The organism is Citrobacter sp. Cy070 (genome assembly GCF_030332245.1).
In the GTDB taxonomy this organism is placed as follows: domain Bacteria; phylum Pseudomonadota; class Gammaproteobacteria; order Enterobacterales; family Enterobacteriaceae; genus Citrobacter; species Citrobacter youngae.
The window spans coordinates 144,414-165,266 of sequence record NZ_JAOWIG010000065.1 but is presented as its reverse complement, the minus strand read 5'-3'; the positions used below and the strand labels follow the sequence as shown (position 1 = coordinate 165,266).

The 20,853-nt window shown below is 50.1% G+C and carries 17 protein-coding genes and 1 other RNA gene; 8 read left to right on the top strand and 10 right to left on the bottom strand.

Annotated elements, in window-relative coordinates; genetic code table 11:
- Window positions 1-71: 71 nt before the first annotated feature.
- The 9 genes from hisS to garP all read right to left on the bottom strand — a co-directional run bounded on the left by hisS (window position 72) and on the right by garP (window position 11,255).
- Window positions 72-1,340 carry a histidine--tRNA ligase gene (gene hisS / locus OGY19_RS11385; RefSeq protein WP_115601417.1) on the bottom strand — a complete coding sequence of 423 codons (1,269 nt, stop codon included), beginning with the start codon at window positions 1,338-1,340 and terminating at the stop codon, window positions 72-74.
- Entirely contained in the window at window positions 1,337-2,719 is a 1,383-nt protein-coding gene (locus OGY19_RS11380) for an amino acid permease (protein WP_260846220.1), read from the bottom strand. The genes hisS and OGY19_RS11380 overlap by 4 nt, the downstream gene beginning before the upstream one ends.
- Window positions 2,720-2,931: 212 nt before the next feature.
- Window positions 2,932-4,068 carry a histidine decarboxylase gene (locus OGY19_RS11375; protein ID WP_048213363.1) on the bottom strand — a complete coding sequence of 379 codons (1,137 nt, stop codon included), beginning with the start codon at window positions 4,066-4,068 and terminating at the stop codon, window positions 2,932-2,934.
- Window positions 4,069-4,108: 40 nt separating this feature from the next.
- The gene (gene hdcC / locus OGY19_RS11370; RefSeq protein WP_115601415.1) at window positions 4,109-5,461 is read right to left on the bottom strand and encodes a histidine-histamine antiporter; all 1,353 of its coding nucleotides are present in this window, start codon (window positions 5,459-5,461) and stop codon (window positions 4,109-4,111) included.
- Window positions 5,462-6,595: 1,134 nt separating this feature from the next.
- Window positions 6,596-6,972, bottom strand: an RNA gene (rnpB, locus tag OGY19_RS11365) — RNase P RNA component class A.
- Between the two features lie 32 nt (window positions 6,973-7,004).
- A complete protein-coding gene (gene garK / locus OGY19_RS11360; RefSeq protein ID WP_061068667.1) occupies window positions 7,005-8,150 on the bottom strand; it encodes a glycerate 2-kinase in 1,146 nt (381 codons plus the stop codon).
- Between the two features lie 65 nt (window positions 8,151-8,215).
- On the bottom strand, window positions 8,216-9,106 hold the full coding sequence (garR, locus tag OGY19_RS11355; RefSeq protein WP_048213366.1) for a 2-hydroxy-3-oxopropionate reductase: 891 nt from the start codon (window positions 9,104-9,106) through the stop codon (window positions 8,216-8,218).
- A 28-nt stretch (window positions 9,107-9,134) separates the two neighbouring features.
- A complete protein-coding gene (gene garL / locus OGY19_RS11350; RefSeq protein WP_115601414.1) occupies window positions 9,135-9,905 on the bottom strand; it encodes a 2-dehydro-3-deoxyglucarate aldolase in 771 nt (256 codons plus the stop codon).
- 15 nt (window positions 9,906-9,920) lie between these two features.
- Complete coding sequence (gene garP, locus OGY19_RS11345) at window positions 9,921-11,255, bottom strand: galactarate/glucarate/glycerate transporter GarP (RefSeq protein WP_048213368.1); 1,335 nt, start codon at window positions 11,253-11,255, stop codon at window positions 9,921-9,923.
- 411 nt (window positions 11,256-11,666) lie between these two features.
- Here garP and garD point away from each other — a divergent pair, with 411 nt between their 5' ends.
- The 8 genes from garD to OGY19_RS11305 all read left to right on the top strand — a co-directional run bounded on the left by garD (window position 11,667) and on the right by OGY19_RS11305 (window position 19,821).
- Window positions 11,667-13,238 carry a galactarate dehydratase gene (garD, locus tag OGY19_RS11340; RefSeq protein ID WP_115601413.1) on the top strand — a complete coding sequence of 524 codons (1,572 nt, stop codon included), beginning with the start codon at window positions 11,667-11,669 and terminating at the stop codon, window positions 13,236-13,238.
- Between the two features lie 179 nt (window positions 13,239-13,417).
- Window positions 13,418-14,272, top strand: a complete 855-nt coding sequence (locus tag OGY19_RS11335) for a tagatose bisphosphate family class II aldolase (RefSeq protein ID WP_061068670.1) — start codon at window positions 13,418-13,420, stop codon at window positions 14,270-14,272.
- A 133-nt stretch (window positions 14,273-14,405) separates the two neighbouring features.
- Window positions 14,406-15,677, top strand: a complete 1,272-nt coding sequence (gene gatZ, locus OGY19_RS11330) for a tagatose-bisphosphate aldolase subunit GatZ (protein WP_115601412.1) — start codon at window positions 14,406-14,408, stop codon at window positions 15,675-15,677.
- Window positions 15,678-15,691: 14 nt separating this feature from the next.
- The gene (gene gatA / locus OGY19_RS11325; RefSeq protein WP_048213372.1) at window positions 15,692-16,156 is read left to right on the top strand and encodes a PTS galactitol transporter subunit IIA; all 465 of its coding nucleotides are present in this window, start codon (window positions 15,692-15,694) and stop codon (window positions 16,154-16,156) included.
- A 29-nt stretch (window positions 16,157-16,185) separates the two neighbouring features.
- Entirely contained in the window at window positions 16,186-16,470 is a 285-nt protein-coding gene (gene gatB, locus OGY19_RS11320) for a PTS galactitol transporter subunit IIB (RefSeq protein WP_003828616.1), read from the top strand.
- Window positions 16,471-16,474: 4 nt separating this feature from the next.
- Window positions 16,475-17,848 carry a galactitol-specific PTS transporter subunit IIC gene (locus OGY19_RS11315; RefSeq protein WP_286596483.1) on the top strand — a complete coding sequence of 458 codons (1,374 nt, stop codon included), beginning with the start codon at window positions 16,475-16,477 and terminating at the stop codon, window positions 17,846-17,848.
- 44 nt (window positions 17,849-17,892) lie between these two features.
- On the top strand, window positions 17,893-18,936 hold the full coding sequence (gene gatD, locus OGY19_RS11310) for a galactitol-1-phosphate 5-dehydrogenase (RefSeq protein ID WP_061068672.1): 1,044 nt from the start codon (window positions 17,893-17,895) through the stop codon (window positions 18,934-18,936).
- Between the two features lie 111 nt (window positions 18,937-19,047).
- Window positions 19,048-19,821: a DeoR/GlpR family DNA-binding transcription regulator gene (locus tag OGY19_RS11305; protein WP_048213375.1), complete on the top strand. Its 774-nt coding sequence runs from the start codon at window positions 19,048-19,050 to the stop codon at window positions 19,819-19,821.
- A gap of 113 nt (window positions 19,822-19,934) precedes the next feature.
- Here the strand turns inward: OGY19_RS11305 and rsmI are convergent, their stop codons facing one another.
- The gene (gene rsmI, locus OGY19_RS11300) at window positions 19,935-20,798 is read right to left on the bottom strand and encodes a 16S rRNA (cytidine(1402)-2'-O)-methyltransferase (RefSeq protein ID WP_003024942.1); all 864 of its coding nucleotides are present in this window, start codon (window positions 20,796-20,798) and stop codon (window positions 19,935-19,937) included.
- Window positions 20,799-20,853: the final 55 nt, after the last annotated feature.

Below are 20,853 nucleotides of genomic sequence, written 5' to 3'. Positions count from 1 at the left end.
TTAGGATTTCTAGAGAATCTTACAGGAGCTACCAAAAGACAACAAGATGCCCTTTTGATAGCCCAGTTCACTTATTTCTGGTTAAGCTCATCAAGTCGTAATGCAATATCTTGAATCGCTAGTAGATTTTGCTGGTTATTTTGTAAATCCCAAAGACGAATTTGTTGATCAGCATTAATGGTCAGAATAAAACGACAACCGCTCTTAAGGGCATTTTGATGCTGTCGTTTAAGTTTGGTACCGCTACAATCAGTGAGGACACGCAAACCAGGCAAGTCTCGACGAAGCGCGCAAGCCAGCACTTGCACCTGTATGCCCCCATCCTCCAGCTCGCTGGTAATCACAACGTCAGGATGGAATTGCCACTGAGGATTCAGACCGTCATAAACAGTCTGCAGCAGAAGCAACAATCGTTCGATACCTATGGCAAACCCACAGGCGGGCAATTTCTTACCATTAAATAACTCAGCCAGACCATCATAACGACCACCACCGCAGACTGTCCCCTGAGAACCTAAGTCATCGGTAATCCATTCAAAAACAGTGCGTGAATAGTAATCCAACCCGCGCACCAAGCGTGGGTTAATGTGATAGGTTATATCGGCATTGTCGAGCAGAGTCCGCAACGTATTGAAATGCCGCTGTGAATCATCCTCCAGAAAATCCAGTAAACGAGGTGCGTTCTCTATCATTTCTTGCATTTCAGGGTTTTTACTATCGAGGATACGCAGAGGGTTTGCGTCCAGACGCTTGATGCTGTCTTCGTCCAACAAGTCTCTATGTTGAGTAAACCAACTCACCAGTTCCCTGCGATGTGCCTGGCGTTCTTCCGGCGTCCCTAATGAGTTAATTTCCAGCCGGACGTTCTGTGATATGCCTAAATCTTCAAATAGATCGCGCACCATAAAGATCAGTTCAGCATCAACATCGGCACCAGACATTCCGAAGGCTTCGACGCCAAACTGCGTGAACTGGCGTAACCGCCCTTTTTGCGGACGCTCGTAACGAAACATCGGTCCCTGATACCACAAACGCTGTGACTTGTTGTAACACATGTTATTTTCCAGGACCGCACGCATACATCCGCTGGTCCCTTCCGGACGCAAGGTAATATGCTCACCGCTTTTATCGGTAAAATCGTACATTTCTTTTGAGACAATATCGGTCGCTTCACCCACCGCACGTTCAAAGAGCGCAACGGGCTCCAGGAGCGGCAGACGCATTTCCTGGTATCCATAACGAAACGCCATTTGATGAAATTTACGCTCCAGCCACTGCCACATTGGTGTTTCGTCAGGCAGCACATCGCGCATACCTCGTATAGCCTGAATTTTGCTCATGACAACTCCTTGCTTAATAAAGAAAAAGATTGTTCAGTCAAATTGTGCTGCGGGACACCCTTGTTCAGACGATGGCGCCGGGCAACATAAAGAAGGTAAAGAGGGATGGTGATCATCTGTAAAATAATGCCCCATACCACGGTAGAGGCACTCTCTGTCATTAGCGCCAGTGCAATAAAGCTCAACGCAACCAGGCTGAGGCAGCAATAACTCCAGAAACTGGCATCACCTCCCCGGCGATGAACAACTATCATGACCGGCAGTGATACTGCAGCAAATGCATAGGGGAGTAAGCAGGCAGAGATGGCCAATGTAATCACGCTCTGGAACTGGTTCTGCAGATTTGGCGACAATGTGAATAGCAGGAGTGCAGTCATCAGCGCTGCAGTAAAAATCAACCCACACCAGGGAACACCATGGCGGTTAGTACGGGCAAAAAAAGCAGGGAGTAAATTATCTTCCGCCGCAGCCCTGGGCACTTCAGTTTGCAGGATTTGCCAACCAGGCATCGCCCCGAGGCAAGCGATAACGACCATGGCTGAAATAATCGCCCCAACCGTACTTCCCCACATTGCTTTTGCGCTGTCGGCAAAAGGAGAGGAGGAGTTCATCAGCACATCATGGGGGAGTAGCCCCATCATGACATTGGTTGAACTGGCATAACATAACCCAGCGAGCCCCAACCCTAACAAGGTGGCCAGAGGTATTGTGCGGCGTGGGTTTTTCACTTGGCTAAACGAGACAGATGCAGATTCAATGCCCAGAAAACCCCATAATGAGATAGTTGCCGCGTTAATGATTGCCTGATGATCACTGACGCCACTAAGATTCCAGGCTGCCTGATAACGCGCAACGTCAAAATGTCCCCAGCCCATGACGCCGATGCTGAGGATCACCAGCACCATGCAGCTGCCCGTGAACATTTGCATATAGCCAACCCGTTTCGCTCCACGTAATCCCCAAAGAACAGAGCACCAAAGCAGCACTATGCATGCTGTCGTACCATAAAGTGGGTTGTGTAATACCGGGAAGAAGAAAGAGAGATATCCCACGCCGGCTAACAGCAGCGCGCAGTTGCCAATCCACGTTGACAACCAATAGAACAATGTCATTTGTAGGCCGATAAAGGGGCCAAAGCTGGCAGTAATACTGGCTATGATGCCGCCATTGCGCGGAAATAACTCACTCATTTTGCAGAAAATGAGTGCCAGGGCAGCAATCGCTAAAAACGCGAGTCCCCATCCCCAGACAGAGATTGAACCTATTCTCGCAAGCGTGGCAGGCAGCATAAACACACCGCTACCCATCATATTTGATGCTGTCATCATGGTCAGCGCAAGCAGACCCATTTGGTTTGTCTTCGCGCAACATTTATCCATGCCAGTCCTCATTTAATAGATCATAGTGAGATGAACGGGACTCCTCCCGCGCATGTCCAGGGCCAAAGTTTGTCGTTACAACCCATCGGTAAAGCGTTAATCTCGTTGAAGGCTCTGTAAGAACAGAGCCTGATAGACGCAACCGATAATGATTGGTCTCGGCATCGGTTGCGCCGCCCCTGAGGGCAGTGATGATTATCACTGCCCTTTCTTCATGCGGCCTGCTGGTTCAGGTCAGCAATCACATCGTCAATCAGCTCATCAATCTTGCTGGAGTCAAGGTGGTGCGCAGTGGTAATCAGGTGAGCGATGTCACCGGAGGTGGCCAGACAGTGCTTCTTCCAGACAGCTTCTGACGGACAAGGGAAAACCACGGTAATAGAGTTTTTATTGCGCCAGGCATCAATACCAGCAGCCTGTAAGCGATCGACTGCGTACTGCGCCATATTCAGGCTATGTTCAATGCGGCGTTGCCAGTCGCTCCAGGAATGGCTGCGAATAGCTTCCCACATCATTAGCGGTGTATGGCCGTTACGAGAACCAGAAATGGTTTTATCGTGTGCAGAGATGTAATCAATTTCGACAGAAATCCGATCAACGTTTTTCCTTTTCGCTACCACGATGCCGCAGGGAATAGGCGAACCAATCATTTTGTGACCTGAAACGCCAATAGAATCAATACCATCAGCGAAGTTAAAAGGCTGCGGATCGTTCACAAACGGCAAAATCATACCGCTCAACGCAGCATCAGCGTGTAGATAATAATCGTCACGTTTGATACCCAGTTGACCAATCCGTTGTTGGATCTCAGCAATATTATCAATAGCGCCACGAACGGTTGTGCCGATATTTGCAAAAATAATCGGATGTTCTTCGTTATCGCGTTGAATTTTACGAATCAAATCATCATAGTCCATCTCACCATTCGGCTGTGATTCCACCAGACTTGATTTAATGCGCAACAACTTAACAATTTTCGCAACGGAATAATGAGTATCTTTCGAGTAATAAAGCGTACCTTCTGGAAACAGTTCACGCCCCAGATAGCAGCCAAACATATTGCCTTCAGTTCCCCCATTGGTAACGTAACCCCAGCTTTCTTCAAATGGGATTTTGAAAATACTGGCGAAATACTCCATTACTTCTTTTTCAAAATCAAACGAGTTCAGCAAATAATTGCAATACTCCCCCCAGTCACCACAATTATTTATGGAGAAACGCATAAACCGTTCCAGTATCGTGTAATCGAAGTCGGCTGACTCCGGATAACCTATATTAAAATACTGATTTTTTACGCAATATGACCAAAAAGCATCGAGCTTATTCTGATCGACAATAGATAATGTCATTTTAAACTCCCGTGGATAAAACCAATACAGTTGGATACGTTTAGATACGTTTATCTAAATAAAGAATATCCTGACCTTTCTTACTACGCCCGGCAGCAACAAATGAGAACAATGGAATGGTTACCATCATCATCAAGATGCCCCAGAATATGGAGTCGCTGCCAGAACCAAGCAAAGCAAAAATGCAGTAAATCATGCCAATAACAACCAACGTGCAGTAAAACATAAACGATCTTCCACGATTGGCTTTCTTTGAAACAAGGATAATTGGAAGCGAAATCAGGGCGTACATATATGGCAGAAGTGAAGCAAATACCGACATTAAGATTACAGCCTGGAATTGTTTCGCCAGATTCGGAGATGCCGTCAGAAGCAAGACAATACTCATTAATACACCGGTAAAAACGAGGCTTTTCATCGGGACATCTTGCTTGTTGGTTTCTTCAAAGAATTTCGGGAAAAGTCCTTGTTGAGCACCTGCGCGCGGGCCTTCTGACTGAAGTATCAACCAACCTGAAATTGAGCCAAAGCAGGCAATGATGCTCAGTGCGGAAGCAATGTTCCCTGCCGTATTACCGAACATATAGCGTGCGGCATCAGCAAAAGGTGCGGCTGAATCTACCAGAACATTATGTGGTACCAACCCCATAATAACGGTGCAGCTACCAACATAGCATACGGAAGCGATTAATAACCCCATAACGGTAGCCCGAGGAACCGTGCGTTCTGGATCTTCGACCTGACCGGTAGAAACGACTGCAGATTCAATACCAAGGAAGCCCCATAGCGCAATCGACGCAGCAGAAATAATTGCCGAGGAATCACTATGTCCCGTTCCATTATAAACTTCAGTATAGAGCGACGGGTTAAACCAGAACCACCCAATACATCCTACGCCTAATATTACGATTAACCCGCAGGTTGCGGTAAAGGATTGTGCCCGCCCCGCAACTTTGGCACCAAAACTAGCAAGGAAAACAAATGCCCACAGAATAATAATTGCGGCAATACAACCGTAAGTTGGATTTTTGAGCTCCGGGAAAAAGAAACTGAGATAGCCGACACCTGCGACCAATAATGCAACGTTACCTACCCATGCGCTGATCCAATAGCACATTGTTGTCTGAAACCCAATGAATGGGCCGAAGGCATCACTGGCATAAGCAACGATACCGCCGGTACGAGGTGTAATTAAACTGGTTTTAGCGAAAACTAATGCAAGTGCAATAACACCGATGATGGTAAATACCCATCCCCATATTGAGATGGAGCCTATGCCTGCGAGATTAGTTGGCAACATAAATACGCCAGACCCCATCATATTTGATGCAGTCACTAACGTTAGGGCAATGACTCCCATTTTATGAGCAGAGCCTGAGCTTACTGTTCCCATAATGGTTTCCTATTAATTTAAAATTTTGCAATAAGTGGAAATTCGTACTGAATTCGTGGGTCATTGTTATGAATAGAAATGTCCATTATTGTGACAACAATCAAAAATAATAATGAATCAATTTTTTTTGAGCGGTTTTTCCGCTCACTTTTTAACCATTTTATTAGTAATTGACTCTGTCCCCTTTTATTCGACCTGAATAAAGAAAAGGCGACACTAAAATAATCAGAAAAAAAATCACGACGATCATTTATTAATAATGTAATTTTTTGTTGATGGTATTGCTTTAATGTTAAAGATCATGAGTAATTTAAAGACACCCTGTTTATCACGCCAAAAACGGGTATTTCTGATATGAATAAAGTAGAAGATGGCAATTCAAAGGAGAGAACATAATTTATGTTATAACGGACAGAATGATGACTTCCTGTGGGCCAGGCAACACAAAGCAAAAACCCCGCCGGAGCGGGATTCTATAAAGAGTGAAGCTGACCGATAAGCCGCGTTCTTTTGAACATAGCGTCGTGGACAGTCATTCATCTACTCTGTCTCACAAAGCAAAAACCCCGCTGAAGCGGGGTTCTATAAAGAGTGAAGCTGACCGATAAGCCGCGTTCTTTTGAGCATAGCGTCGTGGACAGTCATTCATCTACTCTGTCTCACAAAGCAAAAACCCCGCCGAAGCGGGGTTCTATAAAGAGTGAAGCTGACCGATAAGCCGCGTTCTTTTGAGCATAGCGTCGTGGACAGTCATTCATCTACTCTGTCTCACAAAGTAAAAACCCCGCCGAAGCGGGATTCTATAAAGAGTGAAGCTATCCGATAAGCCGCGTTCTTTTGAGCATAGCGTCGTGGACAGTCATTCATCTATTCTGTCTCACAAAGCAAAAACCCCGCCGGAATGGGATTCTATAAAGAGTGAAGCTGACCGATAAGCCGCGTTCTTTTGAGCATAGCGTCATGGACAGTCATTCATCTATTCTGTCTCACAAAGCAAAAACCCCGCCGGAGTGGGATTCTATAAAGAGTGAAGCTATCCGATAAGCCGCGTTCTTTTGAGCGTAGCGTCGTGGACAGTCATTCATCTATTCTGTCTCACAAAGCAAAAACCCCGCCGAAGCGGGGTTCTATAAAGAGTGAAGCTGACCGATAAGCCGGGTTCTGTCGTGGACAGTCATTCATCTAGGCCAGCAATCGCTCACTGGCTCAAGCAGCCTACCCGGGTTCAGTACGGGCCGTACCTTGTGAACCCCTATTTGGCCTTGCTCCGGGTGGAGTTTACCGTGCCACGGACTGTTACCAGCCGCGCGGTGCGCTCTTACCGCACCCTTTCACCCTTACCTGATCCCACTTGCGTGGGCCATCGGCGGTTTGCTCTCTGTTGCACTGGTCGTGGGTTTCCCCCCCAGGCGTTACCTGGCACCCTGCCCTATGGAGCCCGGACTTTCCTCCCCTCCGCCCGTCTCCCCCGAAGAGGACGACGACGAAGCGGCGACTGTCTGGTCAGCTTCGGCGCGCAGTATAGAGGGTTCGTGCGCCTTTGTCACCCCGCACTACGCATTCCGATCGCCAGCGTGGCAGCGATATTCCTTGAAGCGCGGTAAATATTATCCGATGCCCCGCGGAAAGCGTCCTCCAGCGTGCCGATCCGGGTTAATACGCTAAACACCGCATCAATGCCATATTGGTGTACCACGTCCACATCGCGTGTCAGGCTACCGGCAATACCAATTACTGGTTTATGGTACTTCTTCGCTACATTTGCCACACCAATCGGCACTTTACCATGCACACTCTGGCTGTCGATACGCCCCTCACCGGTGACCACCAGCGTACAATCGTGAATATGTTCTTCCAGATTGAGCGCCTGAGTCACAATCTCGATACCACTGCGCAGCTCCGCGCCTAAAAAAGCCATTAACGCGGCCCCCATACCACCAGCCGCTCCCGCGCCAGGTACGTCTTTCACATCCACCCTGAGCGATTTTTTAATGATATCGGCATAGTGGGAAAGATTGCGGTCCAGCTCGACAATGTGTTCCTCAGTCGCCCCTTTCTGAGGCCCAAAGATGCGGGATGCGCCAGTATCACCCGTCAGAGGATTCGTCACATCACAGGCAACACGGATTGAACAGGTTTTTAAGCGCGGATCCAGCCCCGAAACATCGATGGTATTGAGGCAAATCAGGCTACCGCCGCCGTAACCGATTTCAGTACCGTTGGCATCACAGAGTTTTGCTCCCAGTGCCTGCACCATACCCGCGCCGCCGTCATTGGTCGCGCTACCGCCAATGCCGATAATGATACTTTTCGCACCGCTTTCCAGCGCCTGCAAAATCAACTCTCCGGTACCACAAGACGTTGTCACTAATGGATTGCGTTTTTCAGGAGGAACCAACGCCAGGCCGCTGGCTGCAGCCATTTCGATAAACGCGGTTTTACCGTCACCGGACATGCCCCAGCAGGCATTCACTTTTTCACCCAGCGGCCCCGTCACCCACGCGGAATATTCACTCCCTTGCGTGGCGGCAATCATGGCTTCGACCGTTCCTTCGCCGCCGTCGGCCACCGGAACTGAAACATATTGCGCATCGGGAAATATTTCCCGAAATCCTTTTTCTATTGCCTGAGCGACCTCAGTGGCAGATAGACTTTCTTTATAAGAGTCTGGGGCAATTACGATTTTCATAGTTATGTAGCCTGACTGTGCCGCGCAAGGCAAGAAATACAGGGCGCACATCCGCGCCCTTCTTGTTAGCGTGTGACTTCCACTTTCGCCAGTTTTTCGTAGTAGCATGCAAGCGCGCTGTGATCGGCGGTGCCCAGCCCATCTGCACGCAGCGCCTGCATCATCTCCATGACTGCAGCAGTCAGCGGCAACTGCGCGCCGACCCCATGAGAAGTGTCCAGCGCATTCGCCAAATCTTTGATATGCAGGTCAATACGGAAGCCTGGCTTGAAGTTGCGGTCCATAACCATCGGCGCTTTCGCGTCCAGCACGGTGCTTCCCGCCAATCCGCCACGGATCGCCTGATACACCAGATCCGGGTTCACACCCGCCTTGGTCGCCAGCGTCAGCGCTTCAGACATCGCCGCAATGTTCAGCGCCACAATCACCTGGTTCGCCAGCTTAGTGACGTTACCCGCGCCAATGTCGCCGGTATGTACCACTGAACCAGCCATCGCTTTCAACAGATCGTAATACTTGTCGAAAATCGCTTTATCGCCGCCGACCATCACCGACAACGTGCCATCAATCGCTTTCGGTTCGCCGCCGCTTACCGGTGCATCCAGCATATCCACGCCTTTCGCTTTCAGCGCGTCGCTGATTTCACGGCTGGCCAACGGCGCGATGGAGCTCATGTCGATAAGCACTGTGCCCGGTTTCGCCCCTTCAATAATACCGCCTTCCCCCAGCGCAACTTCTTTCACATGCGGCGAGTTCGGCAGCATGGTGATGATCACGTCGCACTGTTCGGCAATATCTTTCGCCGTGGCGGCGGTTTCTGCACCTGCGGCAATGACTTGTGCAATGGATTCCGGGTTACGGTCAGCAACCACCAACGAGTAACCTGCCTTGAGGAGGTTTTTACTCATTGGTTTACCCATGATACCGAGGCCAATAAAACCAACTTTCATTGTCATGTCTTTATCTCTCTACTGTCGATGGTGGTTATTTCTTAAAAGAATCAGCCAGTTTCTGCGTGGCTGAACGGAACACGCCAAGGTCGCTGCCAACAGCAACAAAGGTCGCGCCCCACTCCAGATAACGACGCGCATCCGCCTCTACCGGGGCCAGAATTCCGCTTGGTTTGCCATGTGCTTTCGTGCGGGCAAAAATGTGCTGGATAGCTTTCTGCACATCAGGATGCGACGCATTGCCGAGGTGGCCTAGCGCCGCAGCCAGATCGCTCGGACCAACAAAAATACCGTCTACGCCGTCGGTCGCCGCGATGGCGTCAACGTTACCAACGCCCTGCTGACTTTCAATCTGCACGATGATGGTGATGTTCTTATTCGACTGCGCAAAGTAGTCCGGTACGGTGCCAAACATATTGGCGCGATGGGAGACGGACACGCCGCGAATACCTTCCGGCGGATAGCGGGTCGACGCCACGGCGTTCACCGCCTCTTCTTGTGTCTCAACGAACGGGATCAGGAAGTTGTAAAACCCAATATCCAGCAGGCGCTTGATAATCACCGGCTCGTTGGTCGGTACGCGCACGACTGGCGCGCTGGCGCTACCTTTCAGCGCCATCAATTGCGGGATAAACGTCGAGATATCGTTCGGCGCGTGTTCGCCATCCAGCACCAGCCAGTCAAAACCTGCCAGGCCTAAAACCTCGGTACTGATTGGGCTGGCTAATGCAGACCAGCAGCCAATCTGAATCTGTTGCGCCGCGAGGGCCGCTTTAAACTTATTCGGAAAAATCGTGTTATTCATCGCCTATACCTTTGTTTATTTCTGCAATTCCATACGTTTAATGTCACCGACAATAAACAGGTAGCAAACCATCGCCATCAGCGCCGAGCATCCTACAAACATCAGCGCAGCATTAAATGAGTGCAGCTCGCTCACCAGATAACCAATCACCAGCGGGGTGACGATGGAAGCGACGTTGCCAAATACGTTAAATACCCCCCCGCACAGACCGACGATTTCTTTCGGTGCGGTATCGGAGATCACCGGCCAACCCAGCGCGCCGAAGCCTTTGCCGAAAAACGCCAGCGCCATCAGCGCGACGACCAGGGTAGTGTTATCGGTGTAGTTACACAGAATAATGGTCGACGCGAGCAACATTCCGAGCACAATCGGCAGCTTACGTGCCAGGGTGATGCTGAAGCCGCGTTTAATCAGATAATCAGAGAACACACCGCCGAGCACGCCACCGGCAAATCCGCACAGCGCAGGAATCGACGCCACCAGACCCACTTTCAGAATCGACATGCCTTTTTCTTGCACCAGGTAGATCGGGAACCAGGTCAGAAAGAACCAGGTGATGGTATTGATAAAATACTGTCCGAAGAACACCCCAAGCATCATGCGATTAGTCAGCAACTGCTTGATATAATGCAGCTTAGGACCGCCAGATGCCGCAGCGCCCGGCTTCTTGTGATCCATATCCACAACCGCGCCGTTGTCAGAGATAAACTTCAGCTCTTCCTGCGACATACGCGGGTGATCGGTTGGGTTATGAATAAACTTTACCCACAGGCCGGTGAGCACAAAACCGATAACGCCCATCACGGTAAAGACGTGCTCCCAACCCCAGGCGAAGGTCAGCCAGCCCAGCAGCGGCGAAAACAGTGCCAGGGAGAAATATTGTGCGGAGTTAAAAATTGCGGATGCGGTACCGCGCTCTTTTGTCGGGAACCAGGCCGCCACAATACGGGCGTTCGCCGGGAAGGACGGCGCTTCCGAGAAGCCCAGCATGAAACGCATGATGAACATTGAAATACCCGCCCAGGCCAGCGGAAACATATCCACGAATCCCTGCAGGAAGGTAAACAGCGACCAGAAAAACAGGCTGTAAGTGTAGACTTTCTTCGAGCCGAACTTATCGAGCAGCCAGCCGCCGGGGATTTGCATCAACAGATAAGCCCAGCCGAAGGCGGAGAAAATGTAACCCATTGAGATGGCGCTAAGCTGTAGCTCTTTCGCCACTTCCGTACCGGCAATAGACAACGTCGCACGGTCCGCGTAGTTAACGGCGGTAACAATAAAGATTATCAGCAATATTAAATAACGAGTGTGCGTACCTTTCTTTTTCTCTACCACCGTATCCAGTATCATACTATTTACCTCAGGTTACCTCGGGCACATGTCTTTTATTATTCGGCAGGCATTTTTAAGAATTAATTACCACCAATAAAAATACGCAATAATTTATCAGGTGCTATGAAACCGTGATTTAGTATAATCAGCACGACAAGGTTAATCATTGTGCAAATGCTCACTAAAGAAAATACGTTAGAATATTATTCTGGGCAAATGCACATAAGCATGGGCGCTAATGCACACATTTACGTATTGCCACCTCTGGCAGCATGATGTACCTGAGTTTAAGTGATCATGGTCACATTCTCAGATTTAATCTCCTGACATTCTTATTTCACAATACCAAGTTTTTATTGCTTTTAATTAGCTGCAATATAACAACACCCATACAATTATTATCACCACCTGGCTGGAGAATACTGGACAATGGCCGACATCGAAATTAGACAAGAATCGCCAACGGCGTTTTATATTAAAGTTCACGACACAGATAATGTGGCGATTATTGTCAATGACAATGGTCTGAAAGCCGGGACACGTTTTCCGGATGGACTGGAGCTAATTGAACATATTCCCCAGGGTCATAAAGTGGCGCTCGTGGACATTCCTGTTCACGGCGAAATCGTGCGTTATGGCGAAGTGATAGGCTATGCCGTTCGCGATATCCCCCGCGGTAGTTGGATCGATGAATCGATGGTTGAACTGCCAAAAGCCCCGCCGCTGGAAACATTACCGCTGGCAACCAAAGTCCCGGAACCGCTGCCGCCGCTGGAGGGGTATACCTTCGAAGGGTACCGCAATGCTGACGGCAGCGTCGGCACCAAGAATCTGCTCGGCATCTCCACCAGCGTGCACTGTGTGGCGGGCGTGGTGGACTATGTAGTGAAAATCATTGAGCGCGATCTGCTGCCCAAATATCCGAACGTCGACGGCGTGGTGGGGCTCAATCACTTGTACGGCTGCGGCGTGGCGATCAATGCCCCTGCCGCCATCGTGCCGATTCGTACAATCCACAATATTGCGTTGAACCCGAACTTCGGCGGTGAAGTAATGGTCATCGGCCTTGGCTGCGAAAAACTCCAGCCTGAGCGCCTGCTGGAAGGTACTCACGATGTGAAAAGTATTCCGGTAGACAGCGCCAGTATTGTCAGCCTGCAGGATGAAAAACACGTTGGTTTTAAATCCATGGTAGAAGACATTTTGCAGGTCGCTGAGCGCCACCTGGCAAAGCTCAATCAGCGCCAGCGCGAAACCTGTCCGGCATCAGAACTGGTTGTCGGCATGCAATGCGGCGGCAGCGATGCGTTTTCTGGCGTAACGGCCAACCCGGCGGTAGGTTATGCCTCCGACCTGCTAGTTCGCTGCGGTGCGACCGTGATGTTCTCGGAAGTGACCGAAGTCCGCGATGCGATCCATCTTCTGACCCCACGGGCAGTTAACGAAGAGGTGGGCAAGCGTCTGCTCGAAGAGATGGCCTGGTACGACAACTATCTCGATATGGGAAAAACTGACCGCAGCGCTAACCCCTCTCCGGGTAACAAGAAAGGCGGTCTGGCAAACGTGGTGGAAAAAGCACTGGGTTCTATTGCCAAGTCAGGCAAGAGCGCGATTGTCGAAGTATTGTCGCCGGGTCAGCGTCCAACCAGGCGCGGCCTGATTTATGCCGCCACCCCGGCAAGCGATTTTGTCTGTGGTACGCAGCAGGTTGCTTCCGGCATTACCGTGCAGGTGTTCACCACCGGTCGCGGTACGCCGTACGGTTTGATGGCCGTGCCGGTGATAAAAATGGCGACGCGAACTGAACTGGCTAATCGTTGGTTTGACCTGATGGACATCAACGCAGGCACCATCGCGACCGGAGAAGAAACCATCGAAGAAGTAGGGTTAAAGCTATTCGAGTTCATTCTCGACGTGGCCAGCGGTCGTAAGAAAACTTTCTCGGATCAGTGGGGATTACATAACCAGCTGGCGGTATTTAACCCGGCACCGGTAACCTGATTTTTCACTGTTTTTTCTTCAGGAGCATGTCTACGGGCATGCTCTTTTTTTTGGCATAAACTTTCGCAACCCTCCCATTACTTTCGAAACTTTCATTTTTCAGATCGAAATCACAAAAAAACATTACGAAACCCTATACTTTATTTCGAAGAAAGAAATCGAAAGACTTCGGAGGAAGTATGTTTATCATTTCAAGCAAAACGATGCTGAAGAAGGCTCAACAAGAGGGCTACGCCGTCCCCGCGTTTAACATCCACAATCTCGAGACCTTACAGGTTGTCGTGGAAACGGCTGCCGAGCTACGTTCTCCGTTGATCGTCGCCGGAACGCCAGGTACGTTTAGCTACGCTGGTGTAGGTAATATAGTCGCTATCGCCAGCGAGCTGGCCAGAAGCTGGAACCACCCCCTGGCAATTCATCTCGATCACCATGAAAGCGTCAGCGATATTGAAGCGAAAGTCTCCGCAGGGATTCGCTCTGTCATGATCGACGGCTCCCATTTACCGTTTACCGATAACATCGCGTTAGTCAAACGCGTGACGGATTACTGCCACCGCTATGACGTCAGCGTTGAAGCAGAACTGGGACGCCTGGGCGGGCAAGAAGATGATCTGATCGTGGATGGCAAGGATGCACTTTATACCCACCCTGAGCAGGCTCGAGAGTTCGTAGAAAAAACAGGTATCGACTCACTGGCAGTCGCCATTGGCACTGCCCATGGCTTGTACACCGCAGAACCAAAACTGGACTTTGAACGGTTAGCGGAAATTCGTCAATGCGTTGATATTCCTTTAGTTTTACATGGCGCTTCCGGCCTACCCCCTCAGGATATTAAACGCGCAATCACTCTCGGGATCTGCAAAGTCAACGTCGCTACCGAACTCAAAATCGCCTTTGCTGACGCACTCAAAAACTACCTGAGCGCCCACATCGATGCGAACGATCCACGGCACTACATGGTGCCAGCAAAAACAGCGATGAAAGAGGTGGTACGTAAAGTCATTGCCGACTGCGGCTGCGAAGGAAAGCTGTAAGTCCTTCATTAATTTGAATTGCACGGGTGCTGACAAAGGTTTGTTTTTAAAGCTGGATCACGAAAGATGCTTTTACCCTTTGCCTTCAATCCAAAAATATTATGAAGATAAACAAAAGATATCGGAGATAGAAGTGAAAGAAATAATCTCTCGTCATAAAGCGGGTGAACATTTGGGCATTTGTTCTGTTTGTTCAGCCCATCCGCTGGTGATTGAATCCGCATTACGTTTTGATCTCAATACAGACAGTAAAGTGCTGATCGAAGCGACATCTAATCAGGTAAATCAGTTTGGCGGCTATACCGGGATGAAGCCTGCCGATTTCCGTGACTTTGTGTATAACATTGCAGAACAAGTCGGTTTCCCTCGTGAAAGACTGATTCTCGGGGGCGATCACCTCGGTCCTAACTGCTGGCAAAATGAACCGGCAGAAGAGGCAATGGCGAAATCCGTAGATTTAATTAAAGCTTATGTCGCCGCTGGATTCAGTAAAATCCATCTTGATGCCTCTATGTCCTGTGCTGACGATCCCACACCGCTAGATCCAATGGTTGTCGCCGAGCGCGCCGCTGTGTTATGCCAGGCCGCAGAAGCAACAGCCACTGAAGAACAGAAACGCCAATTAACTTACGTTATAGGGACAGAAGTTCCTGTACCTGGCGGAGAAGCCAGTACTATTGGTACCGTACATGTTACCCGCGAAGAAGATGCTGCCCGTACTCTGGAAACACACCAGGTCGCTTTTCGCGCATTAGGGCTTGAAGAAGCATTAACCCGTGTGATCGCCATTGTCGTCCAGCCAGGCGTAGAGTTTGATCACACACAGATCATTCACTATCAACCACAAGCCGCACAAGCGCTTTCCGCCTGGATCAAAGAGACGCCGATGGTCTACGAAGCGCACTCCACGGATTATCAAACCCGTCAGGCCTATCGTGACCTGGTACGTGACCACTATGCGATTCTGAAAGTCGGTCCCGCGCTGACTTTCGCCCTTCGCGAAGCTATTTTTGCGCTGGCACAAATGGAAAATGAGCTGATCTCTCCGGAACAACGGAGCCGGGTGCTGGAGGTGATTGATGAAGTCATGCTGAATGAGCCGGACTACTGGAAAAAATACTATCGTCCAACCTGGAGCCAGGCGATGGTCGATATTCACTTCAGCTTGTCTGACCGTATTCGCTACTACTGGCCTCATCCGCGCATTCGTCAAAGCGTAGAAAAGTTAATTGCCAACCTGAACGGTGTGGCATTACCGCTGGGGCTAATTAGCCAGTTTATGCCCGTGCAGTTTGAGCGCCTGTCAGAAGGAACGCTCACGGCTACACCACATAATCTGATTATCGACAAAATCCAGGACGTTCTGCGTGCCTATCGCTTTGGCTGCGCGCCAGTTATCGCCTGAAATCTGGAGAATATATGAGCCAACTCTTTGTCCGAACCGGAATTAACTTTAGCTCGTGTCAGCATGCGCTGGTGCACATTGGGGAAGAGATGCTGGCCAAAGGGGTCGTGCATGAAAGCTACCCGCAGGCCCTGATTGAGCGTGAAGCAACCTTTCCAACTGGAATCGCGCTGGAACATCATGCCGTTGCGATCCCGCACTGTGAAGCCGTTCATGCGAAATCGCCAGCTATCTATCTGATTCGCCCAGAGACGCCTGTCAACTTTCAGCAGGCAGATGATGATGAAGAGATAGCGGTCTCTTTAATTATTGCCTTAATCGTTGAGAACCCGACGGCGCAGCTGAAGCTCCTGCGTCGTCTGTTTAGTGAGCTGCAAAACCCGAACACCATTGAAGCATTATTGAATGCGCCAGATGCTGAACTGGCAATGCTCTTTCGGGAAAAAATCCTTGAGTCTGAGCCTTGCGCCCAGGCTTGATAAAAAACTGATAATAAAAGGAATACCCTATGAAACGTAAAGTAATTGTGGCTTGTGGCGGTGCTGTAGCAACTTCAACAATGGCAGCAGAAGAAATTAAAGAATTGTGTGAAGCCAACAATATCCAACTCGACCTGGTTCAGTGCCGGGTAACGGAAATCGAAACCTATATGGATGGAGCAGATCTTATCTGTACCACCGCCCGTGTTGACCGTACTTTTGGCGATATCCCTGTGGTCCACGGCATGCCTTTTGTTTCAGGCGTGGGTATCGAAGCGTTGCAGCAAAAAATACTGACTATCCTCGTGGGGTAACGCCATGTTTAGCGAAATAATGCGTTATATCCTCGATTTAGGTCCAACGGTTATGTTGCCGCTCGTGATCATCATCTTCTCAAAACTATTGGGGATGAAGCTCGGGGATTGTTTTAAATCTGGTCTGCATATTGGGATCGGCTTCGTCGGCATTGGTCTGGTTATTGGCCTGATGCTGGATTCTATCGGGCCTGCCGCAAAAGCAATGGCGGAGCAGTTTCAAATCAACCTGCATGTCATTGATGTTGGTTGGCCGGGTTCATCACCAATGACCTGGGCTTCGCAAATTGCGCTAATTGCGATTCCTGTCGCCATTGGTGTGAATATCCTGATGCTGGTTACCCGCATGACCCGCGTGGTGAACGTCGACATCTGGAATATCTGGCATATGACGTTTACCGGCGCCATGTTGCATCTGGCAACCGGTTCATACTGGCTGGGCATTCTCGGCGTGGTTGTTCATGCCGCCTTCGTCTACAAACTTGGCGACTGGTTTGCGAAAGACACGCGCGACTTTTTCGGTCTCGAAGGTATTGCCATCCCACACGGCTCATCAGCCTATCTGGGGCCAATAGCGGTCCTGGTTGATACGATCATTGAAAAAATCCCGGGCCTGAATCGCATTCATTTCAGTGCAGATGATGTACAGAAACGCTTCGGTCCTTTTGGTGAGCCAGTCACCGTCGGTTTTGTTATGGGCTTAGTGATCGGCTTGTTAGCCGGGTATGACATCAAAGCAGTATTGCAACTGGCGGTAAAAACTGCTGCCGTCATGCTGCTCATGCCGCGCGTCATTAAACCGATTATGGATGGCTTAACACCTATCGCGAAGCATGCCCGCAAACGCCTGCAGGCGAGATTTGGCGGTCAGGAGTTCTTAATTGGTCTGGATCCCGCATTGCTGCTCGGCCATACGTCGGTGGTTTCCGCCAGCCTGATCTTTATTCCGCTGACCATTCTGATTGCCGTCCTGGTCCCAGGTAATCAGGTTCTGCCCTTCGGCGATCTCGCCACCATTGGGTTCTTCGTCGCAATGGCGGTAGCCGTTCATCAGGGGAATCTGTTCCGCACGCTGATCTCTGGCGTCATCATCATGGGCATCACCTTGTGGATCGCCACCCAGACCATCGGCTTACACACTCAGCTTGCCGCCAACGCCGGGGCACTGAAAGCAGGTGGAATGGTCGCCTCTCTGGACCAGGGGGGCTCGCCGATCACCTGGTTACTGATTCAGCTCTTTACCTGGCAAAACGTCGTGGCGTTTGCAGTTATTGCCATCATTTACTTCGCAGGTGTGCTATTGACCTGGCGCCGGGCACGTAATTTCGTCGCCGCCGAAAAAGCAGCCGCTATCTCAGAAAGCCAGCCCACATATTAATTTCTGGGGAGCATTTGCTCCCCTTCACATTTCTGGAGACTCTTATGAAATCAGTGGTTATTCACGCTGAGGGAGACGTACGCGTTGAAGAACGTCCCATGCCCCAACTGCAAGCCGATAACGATGTATTGGTCAGGGTGGTTAGTTCAGGACTTTGCGGTTCTGATATCCCGCGTATTTTCTCTCATGGTGCGCATTATTACCCAATAACGCTGGGTCATGAATTTAGCGGTTATGTTGAATCCTACGGCACTGGCGTTACTGATATGCAACCAGGCGACGCCGTTGCCTGCGTGCCGCTGCTCCCCTGCTTCCACTGTCCTCAGTGTGAGCGTGGTTACTTTTCGTTATGTAAGCAATATCAGTTTGTCGGTTCGCGTAGCGAAGGGGGCAATGCGGAATATGTGGTCGTAAAACGCGCTAATCTGTTCCGCCTGCCTTCAGATATGCCGATTGATGACGGGGCATTCATCGAACCGATTACCGTCGGTTTGCACGCCTTCCATCTGGCCCAGGGCTGCGAAGGTAAAAACGTGATTATCGTTGGCGCAGGCACTATCGGTTTGCTGGCGATGCAATGTGCCCGCGAACTCGGTGCAAAAAGTGTCACGGCAATTGATATCAACCCACAAAAATTGACGTTAGCGAAAGAGTTGGGAGCCACTCACGTATTCAATAGCCGGGAGATGGGCGCGGCGGAAATCTATTCTGCACTGGCCGATTTGCAGTTCGATCAGCTTGTACTGGAGACAGCAGGAACACCACAAACCGTAGCCCTGTCTGTAGAAATTGCAGGCCCTCGCGCACAGGTAGCGTTAGTGGGTACATTGCATCAGGACCTGACGCTGACTTCCAGTGTATTTGGCCAAATACTGCGTAAGGAATTAACCATTCTCGGCAGTTGGATGAACTACTCCAGCCCATGGCCAGGAGAGGAGTGGGAAACCGCTGCACGCTTGCTGACCGAAAAACGTTTACAGCTGGAGCCGTTAATTGCCCATAGCGGCGATGCTGACAGTTTTGCCAAAGCGGTAACATCACTCAATGGCGCACCGATGCAGGGAAAAATTCTGCTCAAATTTGCCTGACCTCACGAGCCAGCAACCTGCGCTGGCTCACATTTCCTTTCGAAATTTAGCGTTCACCTTTCGCAATCCTTCGATTAAACTAGTGATAGTTAAATTATCAGGTAAATCAATATGAACTCATTTGAGAGAAGGAACAAAATTGTCGACCTGATTAATACGCAAGGCAGCGTGCTGGTAATGGACCTTTCGAATACCTTTGGTATTTCTGAAGTGACTATTCGCGCCGACCTGCGGTTATTAGAGGAGAAAGGTCTTGTCACCCGTTTTCACGGCGGAGCGGCAAAACCAGGAAGCCACCTGGCTGAAGGCGACAATCAGGAAGTGATATTGGAAGAGCGGTATCAACTTGCCAGCGATCCGAAAAAAAGGATCGCCCAGGCCGCGACCGCAATGGTCGAAGAAGGCATGACCGTCATTCTCGATAGCGGAAGCACCACCTTGCTTATCGCGGAGGCGTTAAACCGAAAAAGTAATATCACCGTTATTACCAATAGCCTACCCGCCGCATTCACGTTGTCGGAAAACAAAGACATTACGCTGGTCGTCTGCGGTGGAACCGTGCGCCATAAAACGCATTCAATGCATGGCACTATCGCTGAACGTTCCCTACAAGGGATCAGCGCTGACCTGATGTTTGTGGGTGCCGATGGGATTGATGCCACAAATGGCATTACGACATTTAACGAAGGCTACTCCATTAGCAGCGTCATGGCAGCTGCCGCACATAAGGTCATCGCGGTGCTGGACGCGACAAAGTTCAATCGCCGTGGCTTTAATCAGGTATTGCCGATGGAGAAGATTAATTGCGTGATAACCGACGATAGCATCAGCAAGCAGGACAAATCAGCGCTGGCTAAAACAGGCGTTGAGTTACTGATCGTTTAGTTTTTTACCCGCCACATCCCGCTTTTCTTCGCACCAACGCGTTGCAACTTTCCTTTTTGCTGCAACGCTATCAGCGCGTTCTTCCGACAAGCTGGCGATTAATCCAGCCTCTCTTACTCTCCCTGCTGTTCCAGCGCGTGTTTGTACAGCGCATTCTTTTTCACGCCGTGGATTTCAGCGGCCAGCGCGGCGGCCTTTTTCAGCGGCAGTTCGGCCTGCAGCAGCGCCAGGGTTCGCAGCGCATCGGCAGGCAGATCGTCTTCTTGCGCTTTATGCCCTTCAACAATCAGCACCATTTCGCCTTTGCGACGATTTTCATCTTCCTTGACCCACGCCAGCAGCTCGCCAACCGGTGCGCCGTGAATGGTTTCCCAGGTTTTGGTCAGTTCACGCGCCAGCACCACGTAACGGGATTCTCCCCAGACGGCAACCATGTCTTCCAGGCTATCCAGCAAGCGATGGGTAGATTCATAAAAAATCAGCGTACGCGGTTCAGCTTCAATGGCTTTCATCGCATCACGGCGGCCTTTGGATTTCGCAGGCAAGAAGCCTTCGTAGCAGAAACGGTCTGAAGGCAGACCAGCAGCGCTCAGGGCAGCAATCGCCGCACAAGGACCAGGCAGGGGAACAACGCGGATCCCCGCTTCGCGACAGGTGCGCACCAGATGGTAGCCAGGATCGTTAATCAGCGGCGTTCCGGCATCGGAAACCAGCGCAATGTTTTGCCCTTCTTTGAGTTTCGCCACCAGCGTTTCCGCTTTTTGTTGCTCATTGTGATCGTGTAACGCAAACAAACGGGCGTTAATCGCGAAGTGTTGTAACAATAATCCGGTATGACGGGTGTCTTCAGCGGCAATCAAATCAACGGCTTGTAAAACTTCGAGCGCTCGTTGGGTAATATCAGCCAAATTTCCTATAGGAGTAGGTACAATAAAGAGTTGGCCTTGAGAATTATCCGCCGATTCGTGTTGTTTCATTGTGTCGTCCGTATTGCCGATTTAATATTGAGCATTGAGTAAAAAAATATCACTG